We start from the raw sequence: 13417 nt of genomic DNA on the forward strand, positions 1-13417 counted from the left end.
GATTCGATTGGTACGGGTTTCGAGCGGAGCCGGCTCAGCGGTACTTGGCGTCGGCCGCCTTGTTCGCCGCGATTTCTTTTTCGTAGCGGTCGCCCACAGCCAGCAGCATGTCCTTGGTGAAGTACAGGTCGCCGCGCTTTTCGCCGTGGTATTCGAAGATGTGCGTCTCGACGATCGAGTCGACCGGGCAGCTCTCTTCGCAGAAGCCGCAGAAGATGCACTTGGTCAGGTCGATGTCGTAGCGCGTGGTGCGGCGCGAGCCGTCGTCACGCACGTCGGATTCGATGGTGATCGCCAGCGCGGGGCACACGGCCTCGCACAGCTTGCAGGCGATGCAGCGCTCTTCGCCGTTCTCGTAGCGGCGCAGCGCGTGCAGGCCGCGAAAGCGCGGCGACAGCGGCGTCTTCTCTTCGGGGAACTGGACGGTGATCTTGCGCGCGAAGGCGTACTTGCCCGTGATGGCCAGGCCCTTGAACAGTTCGAACAGCATGAAGCTGCCCAGGAAGTCCTTGAGCGAGAACGGAGCGGAGGCCAGCTTGGAGGTGCGTCCGAGCCCTCCGGCGGCGTGTGAAGCAGTCATGATGTCGTCGCTTCCTGCTTATTTCCAGATGTTGAACGGCGTCTGCATCCAGCCACCGACCACGACCAGCCACACCAGGGTGACGGGAATGAAGATCTTCCAGCCCAGACGCATGATCTGGTCGTAGCGGAAGCGCGGGAACGTCGAGCGCACCCACAGGAACATGGTGACCACGCAGAAGGTCTTCAGGCCCAGCCAGATCCAGCCCGGAATGAAGCTCAGGAACTCGAACGGCGGCAGCCATCCACCGAGGAACAGCACCACGGTCAGGATCGAGACGAGCCACATGTTGGCGTACTCGGCCAGGAAGAACATCGCGAAGCTCATGCCCGAGTACTCGATCATGTGGCCGGCCACGATTTCGGATTCGCCTTCCACCACGTCGAACGGGTGGCGGTTGGTTTCGGCGAGACCCGAGATGAAGTACACAACGAAGATCGGCAGCAGCGGCAGCCAGTTCCACGACAGGAAGCCAATGCCCATGTCTTGGAACATGCCCTTGCCCTGCACCGTCACGATGTCGGACATGTTCAGGCTGCCCGTGACCATCAGCACCACGACGAAGCAGAAGCCCATCGCGATTTCGTAGCTCACCATCTGTGCCGAGGCGCGCAGCGCGCCCAGGAAGGCGTACTTCGAGTTCGAGGCCCAGCCGGCGATGATCACGCCGTACACCTCGAGCGAGGTGATGGCCATCACGAACAGCAGGCCGGCGTTGATGTTGGCCAGCGCCACGTCGGGACCGAAGGGAATCACGGCCCATGCGGCCAGCGCCGGCATGATGGTCATGATCGGGCCGAGCAGGAACAGGCCCTTGTTGGCGACCGTCGGAAGGATGATTTCCTTGGTCATCAGCTTGAGCGCGTCAGCGATCGGCTGCAGCAGGCCCAGCGGCCCGATGCGGTTCGGGCCCACGCGGATCTGCGTGAAGCCGATGGCCTTGCGTTCCCACAGCGTGAGGTACGCCACGGCCAGCATCAGCGGGATCACGACGACGATGATCTTGATCAGCGTCCAGACCACGGGCCAGACGACGGACGTCCACCAGCCTGCGGCGACCAGCCCCTGGCCGAAGCCATGAATTGCGTCGATCATGCCAAGGCCTCCTCGGCACGAGCGGGTGCGGCCGATGCGCTGTGGCGCGCGTCGGCGGTCAGCTGCAGCGACGGTGCGCGGCGCACGATCGAGTCGAGCTGGTAGATGCTCGCGACCACGGGCGCAGCCACGACGCCGCTGGCCGCGACGGCCTTGGCGGACGTGGCGTTGCTCAGCGCGTTCGCCGGCACGGTGCCCTTGTCACCGACGGTGGCCAGCACCTCGGCGGTCGATTCGAAGGCGAAGCCCGGCAGGCCGAGCAGGTTCGCCAGCACGCGCAGCACCTTCCACGCCGGACGCGTTTCGCCTTGTGGCTTCACGACGGCATGGAAACCTTGCAGGCGGCCTTCGGCATTGACGAAGGTGCCGGGCGTTTCGGTGAACGGGGCGATGGGCAGCAGCACGTCGCTGAACTCGAGGTTGGCCTTGAAGGGGCTCAGCGTGACCACCATCTGCGCATTGCCGATGACATCGGCGGCGGCAGCACCGGCGGCCGAGTCGAACACCGGCTCGGTGTTCAGCAGCAGCACGGCCTTGAGGCCGGAGCCGGCGGCGAGCATGCGGCCGGCATCGAGGCCGCCGTTCTGCGGGAAGGCGCCGACGAGCTGTGCGCCCACGGTGTTGCCCGCTTCGGTCAGGTAGCCGACGGTGGCGCCGGTCTGTGCGCCGATCCAGTTTGCGAGGGCCAGCAGGCTGCTGGCTTGCGCGTGGTGCGCGGCGGCATTGCCGAGCAGGATCGCCTTGCGTTCGCCGCTCAGCAGCGAGGCTGCGATGGCTTGCGCGACGGCGTCGGGTGCGTTCTTCGGTGCCAGCGGCGCGGCAGCGCCGTTGGTCTGGCCGATGGCCGCAGCCACGGCGGCCAGCGCCTCGACCCACTGGTCGGCTTCGACGATGGCCGCTTGCGCCACGTCGATGGCCCAGGCACCGCGATCGGCCATGAGGCTGGACGAAGTGATCACCGACAGCGCGGCGCCCTTGCGCACGGCCTGGCGGATGCGCTGCGCGAACAGCGGGTGTTCCTTGCGCAGGTTCGAACCGACGACCAGCGCGCGCTGCACTTGCGTGAGCGAGGCGATCGAGGTGCCGAGCCAGCGCACACCTTCGAAGGCCGTGAATTCGGCATTGCGCAGGCGGTAGTCGATGTTGTCGCTGCCGAGTTCACGCGTGAGCATGGCGGCGAGCTGCAGCTCTTCGAGCGTGCTGTGCGGGCTGACCAGCGTGCCGATGCTTTGCGCGCCGTGGTCGGTCTTGATCTGCTTGAGGCCGTTGGCAACGTACTCGAGCGCCGTCTGCCAGTCGACCTGCTGCCATTGGCCGCCCTGCTTCAGCATGGGCTGCGTCAGGCGTTCCGTGCCGTTGAGTGCTTCGTACGAGAAGCGGTCGCGGTCGGCGATCCAGCATTCATTGACGTCTTCGTTCTCCAGCGGCACCACGCGCATCACGCGGTTGTTCTTGACCTGGACGATCAGGTTGGCACCGGTGGAATCGTGTGGGCTCACCGACTTGCGGCGCGACAGTTCCCAGGTGCGAGCGCTGTAGCGGAACGGCTTGCTCGTGAGCGCGCCGACCGGGCAGATGTCGATCATGTTGCCCGACAGCTCGGAGTCGACCGAGTCGCCGAGGAAGGTTTCGATTTCGGAGTGCTCGCCGCGGTGCGACATGCCCAGCTCCATCACGCCGGCCACTTCCTGGCCGAAACGGACGCAGCGCGTGCAGTGGATGCAGCGGCTCATTTCTTCCATGCTGATCAGCGGGCCGACGTCCTTGTGGAACACGACGCGCTTTTCTTCTTCGTAACGCGAAGAAGAGCCGCCGTAGCCCACGGCCAGGTCCTGCAGCTGGCATTCGCCGCCCTGGTCGCAGATGGGGCAATCCAGCGGGTGGTTGATCAGCAGGAACTCCATGACGGACTGCTGGGCCTTGATGGCCTTGTCGCTCTTGGTGCGAACGATCATGCCCTGCGTGACGGGCGTGGCGCAGGCCGGCATCGGCTTGGGCGCCTTTTCCACGTCGACCAGGCACATGCGGCAGTTGGCCGCAATGCTGAGTTTCTTGTGATAGCAGAAGTGCGGGATGTAGGTGCCCGCCTTTTCGGCCGCATGCATCACCATGCTGCCTTCGGTCACTTCGACCTTCTTGCCGTCGAGTTCGATTTCGATCATGTCTGTGTTTCTTCTCGCACTCAGGCCTTGACGGGCGCCGTCGGGACGTGACCCGGGATCAGGGCCTCGAACTCATGGCGGAAGTGCTTGATCATGGCGCGCACGGGCATCGCTGCCGCATCGCCGAGCGCACAGATGGTGCGGCCCATGATGTCGCCGGCCACGGAGTCCAGCAGCTGCATGTCGCTGGGCTTGCCCTGGCCGTTGTGGATACGGTCCACCACGCGGTAGAGCCAGCCCGTGCCTTCGCGGCAGGGGGTGCACTGGCCGCAGGACTCGTGCATGTAGAAGTACGAGAGGCGCTTGAGCGACTCGACCATCGAGCGGCTGTCGTCCATGACGATCACCGCGCCCGAACCCAGCATGGAGCCGGCCTTGGCGATGGAGTCGTAGTCCATGGTGCAGGCCATCATGATGTCGGCCGGCAGCACCGGCGACGATGAGCCGCCGGGGATCACGGCCTTGAGCGTGCGGCCCTTGCGCACGCCGCCGGCCAGCTCGAGCAGCTTGGAGAACGGCGTGCCCATCGGCACTTCGTAGTTGCCGGGCAGCTCGACGTCACCGCTCACCGAGTAGATCTTGGTGCCGCCGTTGTTCGGCTTGCCGCACTCGAGGTAGGCCTGGCCGCCGTTGCGGATGATCCAGGGCACCGCCGCGAAGGTCTCGGTGTTGTTGATGGTGGTCGGCTTGCCGTACAGGCCGAAGCTGGCCGGGAACGGCGGCTTGAAGCGCGGCTGGCCCTTCTTGCCTTCGAGCGACTCGAGCAGCGCGGTTTCTTCGCCGCAGATGTAGGCACCGAAGCCGTGGGCGGCGTGCAACTGGAAGTTGTACGTGCTGCCCATGATCTTGTCGCCGAGGTAGCCGGCGGCGCGCGCTTCTTCGAGGGCGGCCTCGAAGCGGTCGTAGCTCTGGAAGATCTCGCCGTGGATGTAGTTGTAGCCCACGCTGATGCCCATCGCATACGCGGCGATGGCCATGCCTTCGATCACGATGTGCGGGTTGAACTGCAGGATGTCGCGGTCCTTGCACGTGCCGGGCTCGCCTTCGTCCGAATTGCAGACGAGGTACTTCTGGCCCGGGAACTGGCGGGGCATGAAGCTCCACTTCAGGCCGGTCGGGAAACCCGCACCGCCACGGCCGCGCAGGCCCGAGGCCTTCACTTCGGCGATCACCTGGTCGGGCGTGAGGCCCTCGGTGAGGATCTTGCGCAGCGCCTGGTAGCCGCCGCGCGCTTCGTAGTCGGCCAGGTGCCAGTTGGTGCCGTCCAGGCCTGCATAGATCTGAGCGCCGATGTGGCGGTCATGGAAGCAGGTCTGGACACCGGTGGCCTGGAATTGCGAGAGAACCTGTTCGGGCGTCATCACGAAGCCTCCCCTGGCTTGGCACTGCGCAAACCGTCGATGAGCTGGTCGAGCTTGTCGTTGCTCATGAAGCTGCACATGGTGCGGTCGTTGACCAGCATCACGGGCGAATCGGCGCAGGCGCCCAGGCATTCGCTCTGCTGCAGCGTGAACAGGCCGTCGGCCGTGGTCTCGCCCATCTTGATGCCGAGCTTCTTCTCGAGGTGCACGAGCGCGGTGACGCCATCGCGCAGCTGGCACGGCAGGTTGGTGCACACGTTGAGCTTGAACTTGCCCACCGGATGCTGGTTGTACATGTTGTAGAAGGTCGTCACCTCGTGCACGGCGATGGGCGCCATGCCGAGGTAGGCGGCGATCTCGCGCTCGCGCTGCACGCTCACGAAGCCCTCGTCCTGCTGGACGATGGCCAGGCAGGCCATCACGGCCGACTGCTTGCCGGCTTCGGGGTACTTCGCGACCTCGCGCGCAAAGCGCTCGAGGATGGCAGCCTTCAGCGGCGCTGAGGGCGCCGCGTCATGGTGATGGGTTGAGGAAGTCGTCATTCGCTCTTTCTCACCTGTCGATTTCGCCGAACACGATGTCCATCGTGCCGATCACCGCGACAGCGTCGGCGATCATGTGGCCGCGCGACATTTCGTCGAGGGCAGCGAGGTGCGGGAAGCCCGGGGCGCGGATCTTCAGGCGGTACGGCTTGTTGGCGCCGTCGCTCACGAGGTAGATGCCGAACTCGCCCTTGGGATGCTCGACGGCGGCATACGCCTCGCCTTCGGGCACATGGAAGCCTTCGGTGAAGAGCTTGAAATGGTGGATCAGCTCCTCCATGTTCGCCTTCATCGATTCGCGCGCGGGCGCGGCGACCTTGTGGTTGCTGGTGATGACCGGACCCGGATTCACGCGCAGCCATGCCGAGCACTGCTGGATGATCTTGTTGGCCTGGCGCATTTCTTCCACGCGAACCAGGTAGCGGTCGTAGCAGTCGCCGGTCTTGCCCACGGGCACGTCGAACTGCATCTGGTCGTAGACGTCGTAGGGCTGCTTCTTGCGCAGGTCCCATTCGACGCCCGAGCCACGCAGCATCGGGCCGGTGAAGCCCAGGTTCAGCGCGCGCTCCGGCGTGACCACGCCGATGCCCACGGTGCGCTGCTTCCAGATGCGGTTGTCGGTGAGCAGCGTCTCGTACTCGTCGACCATCTTCGGGAAGCGCTTGCAGAAGTCGTCGATGAAGTCGAGCAGCGAGCCCTGGCGGTTCTCGTTGAGCTTCTCGATGGCCTTCGCATTCTTGATCTTGCTGACCTTGTACTGCGGCATCGAATCCGGCAGGTCGCGGTAGACGCCACCCGGACGGAAGTACGCCGCGTGCATGCGCGCGCCGGACACGGCTTCGTACATGTCGAACAGGTCTTCACGCTCGCGGAAGCAGTAGATGAGCATGTTCATCGCGCCGCAGTCCAGACCGTGCGCACCAAGCCACAGCAGGTGGTTCAGCAGGCGGGTGATCTCGGCGAACATCACGCGGATGTACTGCGCGCGGATCGGCACGTCCAGGCCCATCATCCGCTCGATGGCGAGGCAGTAAGCGTGCTCGTTGGACATCATCGACACGTAGTCGAGGCGGTCCATGTAGGGCAGCGACTGGATGAAGGTGCGCGATTCGGCGAGCTTCTCGGTCGCACGGTGCAGCAGGCCGATGTGGGGGTCGGCACGCTGGATCACTTCGCCGTCCAGCTCGAGCACCAGGCGCAGCACGCCGTGTGCTGCGGGGTGCTGGGGACCGAAGTTGAGTGTGTAGTTCTTGATTTCGGCCATATCTGTCAGTGCAAACCGCCGCCGTAGTTGTCTTCGCGGATCACGCGCGGCGTGATTTCGCGCGGCTCGATCGAGACCGGCTGGTAGACCACGCGCTTCTGCTCTTCGTCGTAGCGCATTTCGACGTGACCCGACACCGGGAAGTCCTTGCGGAACGGGTGGCCGATGAAGCCGTAGTCGGTCAGGATGCGGCGCAGGTCGTCGTGGCCGTCGAACACGATGCCGTACAGGTCGAAGGCTTCGCGCTCGAACCACGTGGCAGCGCTCCAGACGGGCTGGAGCGAGTCGATCACGGGCAGGTCTTCGCTGGTCGCGAACACCTTCAGGCGCACGCGCTGGTTGAGGCTCACGGAAAGCAGGTGCGAGACGACGCCGTAGCGTTCGCCCTGCCACTCGCCTTCGCGGTAATCGGAATAGTCCATGCCGCACAGGTCGATCAGCTGCTCGAAGCGGCAGCCGGGCGCATCGCGCAGCAGGAGCGCCGCGTCGATGTAGTCGGCAGCGCTGACCACGACGGTCACTTCTTCGAGCGCGATCGTCACGCTCTTGGCCTTGGCACCGAGCGTCTCGGCGATGGTGGCGCGCAGCACCTCCGGCGAAATTGCAAAGTCAGTCATCGTCGGCAATCTCTCAGGCGCGGGCAATGGTGTTGGTGCGGCGAATCTTCTGCTGCAGCTGGATCACGCCGTACAGCAGTGCTTCAGCGGTGGGCGGGCAACCCGGCACATAGACGTCGACCGGCACGATGCGGTCGCAGCCACGCACCACGGAATAGCTGTAGTGGTAGTAACCGCCGCCGTTCGCGCAGGAGCCCATCGAGAGCACCCAGCGCGGCTCGGGCATCTGGTCGTAGACCTTGCGCAGCGCCGGCGCCATCTTGTTGCACAGCGTGCCGGCCACGATCATCAGATCGGACTGGCGCGGGCTGGGGCGGAACAGCATGCCGAAACGATCGATGTCGTAGCGGGCAGCGCCCGCGTGCATCATTTCGACCGCACAGCATGCGAGGCCGAACGTCATCGGCCAGAGAGATCCGGTCTTCGCCCAGTTCACGACCGAGTCGTAGGTCGTGGTGACGAAGCCTTCTTTGAGAACGCCTTCAATGGCCATCGTGTAGCTTCCTTGTCATTCCCAGTCGAGCGCGCCTTTTTTCCACTCGTAGACGAAGCCCACGACAAGGATGGCGAGAAAGATCATCATGGCCCAGAAGCCAACAGCGCCGATTTCCTTGAGCGCAATGGCCCACGGAAAGAGAAAGGCAATCTCGAGATCGAAGAGGATGAAGAGAATCGCGACGAGGTAATAGCGCACGTCGAACTTCATGCGCGCATCCTCGAAGGCTTCGAAGCCGCACTCGTAGGGCGCGTTCTTCGCAGCGTCGGGCCGATTGGGCCCGAGGATGTATCCGATGACTTGCGGGGCGACGCCTACGCCGACCCCGACCAAAATGAACAAAAGGACGGGAAGGTAGGAATCGAGGTTCATCGAGAAATTTTCACCGCTTGCCACCGACAGAAGAGCCTCTGGAAAGAGATCTTCTGCCGGTGAGATTTGGTGCGGTCGGCGAGACTCGAACTCGCACAGCTTTCGCCACTACCCCCTCAAGATAGCGTGTCTACCAATTTCACCACGACCGCGGTTTTTAACTGTCCAGATGGCATGAGGTGCCGTTGAGGCATTTGGCTTTCTGAACAGATTTAGAGTTTACCCTGAAATGAAGCCGTTTCTCACGAACGGCTGCATGAAAACAACCTGATTACTTGGCCGGAATCTGGCCAGGGCCCGAAACGGGTGCAGCAGGCGCCGAAGCAGCCTTCGCAGGTGCTGCTGCAGCGGGGATTTCGCCCGCAGCGCCCGTCGCAGGCGCGGCCGGTGCAGCAGGCGCACCCACGGCGGCGCGCTCCAGCAGGCTGCCGCCGCCCGCAGGACGTGCGTGGCTGAAGTAGGCCAGCAGCAGCGTGCAGGCGAAGAACACCGCAGCCAGCACGGCCGTCGTGCGCGAGAGGAAGTTGGCACTGCCGCTGGCGCCGAACAGGCTGCCTGCACTGCCGCTGCCGAAGGCCGCGCCCATGTCGGCACCCTTGCCGTGCTGGATCAGGATCAGGCCGATCATTGCCAGCGCCGCCAGCATTTGCACGCCGACCAGAAGATTGAGGACCACGTTCATTCGTTCTTACTCCTAAGTGATGGCTGCCGTTGCCGCGATCAGCGTGCAGCGGCAGAAATGATCTGCAGAAAGTCGGGCGCCTTGAGCGAGGCGCCACCGATGAGGCCGCCGTCGATGTCGGCCTGCGCCAGCAGTTCGGCGGCATTTGCCGCGTTCATGCTGCCGCCGTACAGAATCTTGATGCCCGCGGCGTGTTCGCTCGCGGCATGGTGCAGTTGCGCACGCAGCACGGCATGCACCGCCTGCGCCTGTTCGGGCGAAGCCGTCTTGCCCGTGCCGATGGCCCAGACCGGCTCGTAGGCCACGACGATCTCGCTGATGCAGTGGCCGTTCACATGGATCACCGCAGCCAGCTGGCGCTTGACGATCTCTTCGGTCTGCCCTGCTTCGCGCTGTGCCAGCGTCTCACCGACGCAGACGATCGGCGTGATGCCATTCGCCAGCGCCGCCGCCGTCTTGGCCGCCACGACGTCATCGGTCTCGCCGTGGTACTGGCGACGCTCCGAATGGCCGACGATCGCATAGCGCACGCCGAAATCCTTCAGCATCGCCGCCGACTGCTCGCCGGTGAACGCACCTTGCGGGTGCGCCGAGATGTCCTGCGCACCAAGGGCCAGCGACGGCGTGCCCGCCAGCAGCGATTGCAGCTGGGCGAAGTACGGCGCAGGCGCGCACAGTGCAACACCGCAGGCCGCGGGGCTGGCGGCCAGCCCTTGCTGCAGGGCCTTCACCAGCGCCTCGTTGGCGGCCAGGCCGCCATTCATCTTCCAGTTGCCGGCAATCAGTTTCTTGAAGGTTGTCATCGCGTTGCTCGTCTCACCAAGTCAGCACGATCTTGCCGATGTGCTGGTTCGATTCCATCAGGGTGTGAGCCTGGGCCGCGCCGCTGGGCTCACCTGCTGCCGCATAGGTGCTGTGGATCACGGGCTTGACCGCGCCGCTTTCGAGCAGCGGCCAGACCTTTTCGCGCAGCGCCTTGGCAATGGCCCCCTTGAACGCCACCGACCGCGGACGCAGCGTCGAGCCGGTGATCGTGAGCCGACGACGCAGCACGAGGCCCGCGTTGATCTCACTCTTCACACCGCCCTGCACCGCAATGATCACGAGCCGGCCGTCTTCGGCCAGGCATTCGATCTCGCGCGCCACGTAGTCGCCGGCCACCATGTCGAGCACCACGTCCACGCCCTTGCCGCCCGTGAGCTGCTTCGCCACTTCGACGAAATCGCTCGTGCGGTAGTTGATCGCGTGGTCGGCGCCGAGTTTCAGGCAGGCTTCGCACTTGTCGTCGCTGCCGGCCGTGACGATCACGGTCGCGCCAAGCGCCTTGGCGATCTGGATCGCCGTGACGCCGATGCCGCTCGAGCCGCCCTGGATCAGCAGGGTCTCACCCTTCTGCAGGCGGCCGCGCTCGAACACATTGCTCCAGACGGTGAAGAAGGTCTCGGGCAGCGAGGCCGCCTCGATGTCGCTCCAGCCCTTGGGCACCGGCAGGCATTGCGCCACGGGCGCCACGCACAACTCGGCGTAGCCGCCACCGGCGACCAGCGCGCACACGCGGTCGCCGACCTTGAAGCCCGCCTCGGCCAACGCCTTGGCGTCGCCCGACACGATCTCGCCAGCCACTTCAAGGCCCGGCAGGTCGGAAGCGCCGGGCGGCACGGGGTAGTGCCCCATCCGCTGCAGCACGTCCGGGCGATTCACGCCGCTGGCCGCCACGCGGATCAGCAGCTCACCCTCGCCGGCGACCGGATCGGGACGTGCAGCGACGCGCAGCACCTCGGGGGCGCCGTACGAAGTGATCTCAATGGCTTTCATGGGGTCTCCGAGACTCGGATGCCCGCACAGGGGCGGGCATCAGTGGCTGTCCACGAGAGGCGACGGCACTGGGCCGTCGCGCCTCACTGCTTACTCCTGCGGTTCGCGCGGCGCTTGCTGCTGCGACTCGCCGGCGGGCTGCTGTTGCTGCTCGCCGCGGGGCTGTTGCTGCTGGTCGTTGAAGCGCGGTGCGCGCTCGCCACGATCACCACCACGGTCGCCGCCGCGATCGCCACGGTCCGAACGCTCACGGCGGTCGCCACCACGGTCACCGCGATCGCCGCGGTCTTCGCGCGGCGGGCGCTCGCTGTATTCCATGCCGGCCGGACGCTCGGTCAGAGCCTTCATGGACAGCTTGACGCGGCCCTTTTCGTCGGTCTCGAGAACCTTGACCTTCACGATCTGGCCTTCGCTCAGGTAGTCGGTCACCTTCTCGACGCGCTCGTGCGCGATCTGGCTGATGTGCAGCAGGCCATCCTTGCCGGGCAGCAGGTTGACCAGCGCGCCGAAGTCCAGGATCTTGGTGATCGGGCCTTCGTAGACCTTGCCGATTTCGACTTCAGCGGTGATCTGCTCGATGCGCTTCTTGGCGAATTCGGCCTTTTCCGGATCGGTCGAGGCGATGGTGATGGTGCCGTCTTCGTCGATGTTGATCGTCGTGCCGGTTTCTTCCTGCAGGCCACGGATCACGGCGCCGCCCTTGCCGATCACGTCGCGGATCTTCTCGGGGTTGATCTTCAGCGTGGTCAGGCGCGGTGCGAACTGCGACACGTCGGCCTTGGCCTCGCCCATCGCTTCTTGCATCTTGCCCAGGATGTGCATGCGCGCTTCCTTGGCCTGTGCCAGTGCGACCTGCATGATTTCCTTGGTGATGCCCTGGATCTTGATGTCCATCTGCAGCGCGGTGATGCCGTTGGTCGTACCGGCCACCTTGAAGTCCATGTCGCCCAGGTGATCTTCGTCGCCCAGGATGTCGGTCAGCACCGCGAAGCGGTTGTCTTCCTTGATCAGGCCCATGGCGATACCGGCCACGTGCGCCTTCATGGGCACGCCGGCGTCCATCATCGAGAGGCAGCCGCCGCAGACCGAAGCCATCGACGAGGAGCCGTTCGACTCGGTGATTTCCGACACCACGCGGATGGTGTACGGGAATTCTTCCTTGGTCGGCAGCACGGCGACGAGCGCGCGCTTGGCCAAGCGGCCGTGGCCCACTTCGCGGCGCTTGGTGGAACCCATGCGACCCACTTCACCGGTGGCGAAGGGAGGCATGTTGTAGTGGAACAGGAAGCGGTCTTCGTACTCGCCGGCCAGCGCATCGATGCGCTGTGCGTCGCGCTCGGTGCCGAGCGTGGTGACGACCAGACCCTGCGTCTCGCCGCGCGTGAACAGCGCCGAGCCGTGGGTGCGGGGCAGCACGGAGTTGCGGATTTCGATGGGGCGCACGGTGCGCGTGTCGCGGCCGTCGATGCGCGGCTCGCCTTGCAGGATCTGGCCGCGCACGATGCGCGATTCGATCGCGAACAGCAGGTCGCTGACCTTGCCGGCGTCGAACTCGGCGCCTTCGGCCTTCAGTGCCGTGAAGACGCTGGCATTGGCTTCGCGCAGGGCTTGCGTGCGGGCTTGCTTGCTGCGGATCTGGTAGACGGCGCGCAGCTTTTCTTCGGCCAGGCCGTTGATCTTGGCGATGAAGTCTTCGTCCTTGGCTTCAGGCACCCAGGTGCCTTCCTTGAGCCATTCCGGCTTGCCGGCGTCGCGCACGAGGTCGTGAATCGCGTTGATCGCGATGTTGGCCTGCTCGTGACCGAACACCACGCCGCCCAGCATGATTTCTTCGCTGAGCTGCTGGGCTTCGGATTCGACCATCAGCACGGCGGCTTGCGTGCCGGCGACGACGAGGTCCATCTGCGAATCCTTGCGGGCCGTGGGGCCCGGATTCAGCACGTACTGGCCGTTGATGTAACCCACGCGGGCGGCACCGATCGGGCCGCTGAACGGGATGCCGGAGATCGACAGGGCGGCGCTCACGCCGATCATGGCGGCGATGTCGGCGTCGACTTCAGGGTTCAGCGACACGGTGTGGATCACCACGTGCACTTCGTTCAGGAAACCTTCGGGGAACAGCGGGCGGATCGGACGGTCGATCAGGCGGCTGGTCAGCGTTTCGTGTTCGCTGGGCTTGGCTTCGCGCTTGAAGAAGCTGCCGGGGATCTTGCCGGCGGCGTAGGTCTTCTCGATGTAGTCGACGGTCAGCGGGAAGAAGTCCTGGCCGGGCTTGGCGGTCTTGGAAGCGACCACGGTCGCCAGGATCACAGTGCCGTCGATGTCGACCAGCACGGCGCCGGTCGCCTGGCGGGCGATTTCACCGGTTTCCATGACGACGGTCTTGTCGCCCCATTGGAAGGACTTGGTGATTTTGTTGAAGAGGCTCATT

General features: G+C 64.9%; 13 protein-coding genes and 1 tRNA gene. All 14 read right to left on the reverse strand.

Annotated elements, in window-relative coordinates:
* Positions 1 to 34: 34 nt before the first annotated feature.
* Positions 35 to 580, reverse strand: coding sequence for an NADH-quinone oxidoreductase subunit NuoI (gene nuoI, locus AC1RAA_RS27915; RefSeq protein WP_492727730.1), 546 nt, complete (start codon positions 578 to 580; stop codon positions 35 to 37).
* Positions 581 to 598: 18 nt separating this feature from the next.
* Complete coding sequence (gene nuoH / locus AC1RAA_RS27920) at positions 599 to 1675, reverse strand: NADH-quinone oxidoreductase subunit NuoH (RefSeq protein WP_095949076.1); 1077 nt, start codon at positions 1673 to 1675, stop codon at positions 599 to 601.
* Entirely contained in the window at positions 1672 to 3837 is a 2166-nt protein-coding gene (gene nuoG, locus AC1RAA_RS27925) for an NADH-quinone oxidoreductase subunit NuoG (RefSeq protein WP_492727731.1), read from the reverse strand. Before nuoG ends, nuoH begins: the two co-directional genes overlap by 4 nt.
* Positions 3838 to 3857: 20 nt before the next feature.
* The gene (nuoF, locus tag AC1RAA_RS27930) at positions 3858 to 5198 is read right to left on the reverse strand and encodes an NADH-quinone oxidoreductase subunit NuoF (protein ID WP_159271073.1); all 1341 of its coding nucleotides are present in this window, start codon (positions 5196 to 5198) and stop codon (positions 3858 to 3860) included.
* Complete coding sequence (locus tag AC1RAA_RS27935) at positions 5198 to 5740, reverse strand: NADH-quinone oxidoreductase subunit NuoE family protein (RefSeq protein WP_062475406.1); 543 nt, start codon at positions 5738 to 5740, stop codon at positions 5198 to 5200. Before AC1RAA_RS27935 ends, nuoF begins: the two co-directional genes overlap by 1 nt.
* Before the next feature lie 10 nt (positions 5741 to 5750).
* Positions 5751 to 7004: an NADH-quinone oxidoreductase subunit D gene (locus AC1RAA_RS27940; protein WP_062475408.1), complete on the reverse strand. Its 1254-nt coding sequence runs from the start codon at positions 7002 to 7004 to the stop codon at positions 5751 to 5753.
* A gap of 5 nt (positions 7005 to 7009) precedes the next feature.
* Entirely contained in the window at positions 7010 to 7621 is a 612-nt protein-coding gene (locus AC1RAA_RS27945; RefSeq protein WP_062475411.1) for an NADH-quinone oxidoreductase subunit C, read from the reverse strand.
* A 13-nt stretch (positions 7622 to 7634) separates the two neighbouring features.
* A complete protein-coding gene (locus AC1RAA_RS27950) occupies positions 7635 to 8114 on the reverse strand; it encodes a NuoB/complex I 20 kDa subunit family protein (protein ID WP_007837763.1) in 480 nt (159 codons plus the stop codon).
* A gap of 15 nt (positions 8115 to 8129) precedes the next feature.
* On the reverse strand, positions 8130 to 8489 hold the full coding sequence (locus tag AC1RAA_RS27955) for an NADH-quinone oxidoreductase subunit A (protein WP_055805154.1): 360 nt from the start codon (positions 8487 to 8489) through the stop codon (positions 8130 to 8132).
* A 67-nt stretch (positions 8490 to 8556) separates the two neighbouring features.
* Positions 8557 to 8641, reverse strand: a tRNA-Leu gene (locus tag AC1RAA_RS27960).
* Positions 8642 to 8760: 119 nt separating this feature from the next.
* Positions 8761 to 9171 (reverse strand): preprotein translocase subunit SecG, encoded by a 411-nt coding sequence (secG, locus tag AC1RAA_RS27965; protein WP_390342723.1) that lies wholly within the window; start codon positions 9169 to 9171, stop codon positions 8761 to 8763.
* 38 nt (positions 9172 to 9209) lie between these two features.
* Positions 9210 to 9974, reverse strand: coding sequence for a triose-phosphate isomerase (gene tpiA, locus AC1RAA_RS27970; RefSeq protein ID WP_492727732.1), 765 nt, complete (start codon positions 9972 to 9974; stop codon positions 9210 to 9212).
* Between the two features lie 13 nt (positions 9975 to 9987).
* Positions 9988 to 10986 (reverse strand): NAD(P)H-quinone oxidoreductase, encoded by a 999-nt coding sequence (locus AC1RAA_RS27975; RefSeq protein WP_492727733.1) that lies wholly within the window; start codon positions 10984 to 10986, stop codon positions 9988 to 9990.
* Positions 10987 to 11076: 90 nt separating this feature from the next.
* Positions 11077 to 13416, reverse strand: coding sequence for a polyribonucleotide nucleotidyltransferase (pnp, locus tag AC1RAA_RS27980; protein WP_489058752.1), 2340 nt, complete (start codon positions 13414 to 13416; stop codon positions 11077 to 11079).
* Position 13417: the final 1 nt, after the last annotated feature.

It is taken from the genome of Variovorax sp. GW823-FHT04F07 (assembly GCF_058795995.1).

Coding starts and splice junctions, on each gene's coding strand:
- nuoI (WP_492727730.1), bottom strand. CDS start 580: ATGACTGCTTCACACGCCGCCGGAGGGCTCGGACGCACCTCCAAGCTG.
- nuoH (WP_095949076.1), bottom strand. CDS start 1,675: ATGATCGACGCAATTCATGGCTTCGGCCAGGGGCTGGTCGCCGCAGGC.
- nuoG (WP_492727731.1), bottom strand. CDS start 3,837: ATGATCGAAATCGAACTCGACGGCAAGAAGGTCGAAGTGACCGAAGGC.
- nuoF (WP_159271073.1), bottom strand. CDS start 5,198: ATGACGCCCGAACAGGTTCTCTCGCAATTCCAGGCCACCGGTGTCCAG.
- AC1RAA_RS27935 (WP_062475406.1), bottom strand. CDS start 5,740: ATGACGACTTCCTCAACCCATCACCATGACGCGGCGCCCTCAGCGCCG.
- AC1RAA_RS27940 (WP_062475408.1), bottom strand. CDS start 7,004: ATGGCCGAAATCAAGAACTACACACTCAACTTCGGTCCCCAGCACCCC.
- AC1RAA_RS27945 (WP_062475411.1), bottom strand. CDS start 7,621: ATGACTGACTTTGCAATTTCGCCGGAGGTGCTGCGCGCCACCATCGCC.
- AC1RAA_RS27950 (WP_007837763.1), bottom strand. CDS start 8,114: ATGGCCATTGAAGGCGTTCTCAAAGAAGGCTTCGTCACCACGACCTAC.
- AC1RAA_RS27955 (WP_055805154.1), bottom strand. CDS start 8,489: ATGAACCTCGATTCCTACCTTCCCGTCCTTTTGTTCATTTTGGTCGGG.
- secG (WP_390342723.1), bottom strand. CDS start 9,171: ATGAACGTGGTCCTCAATCTTCTGGTCGGCGTGCAAATGCTGGCGGCG.
- tpiA (WP_492727732.1), bottom strand. CDS start 9,974: ATGACAACCTTCAAGAAACTGATTGCCGGCAACTGGAAGATGAATGGC.
- AC1RAA_RS27975 (WP_492727733.1), bottom strand. CDS start 10,986: ATGAAAGCCATTGAGATCACTTCGTACGGCGCCCCCGAGGTGCTGCGC.
- pnp (WP_489058752.1), bottom strand. CDS start 13,416: ATGAGCCTCTTCAACAAAATCACCAAGTCCTTCCAATGGGGCGACAAG.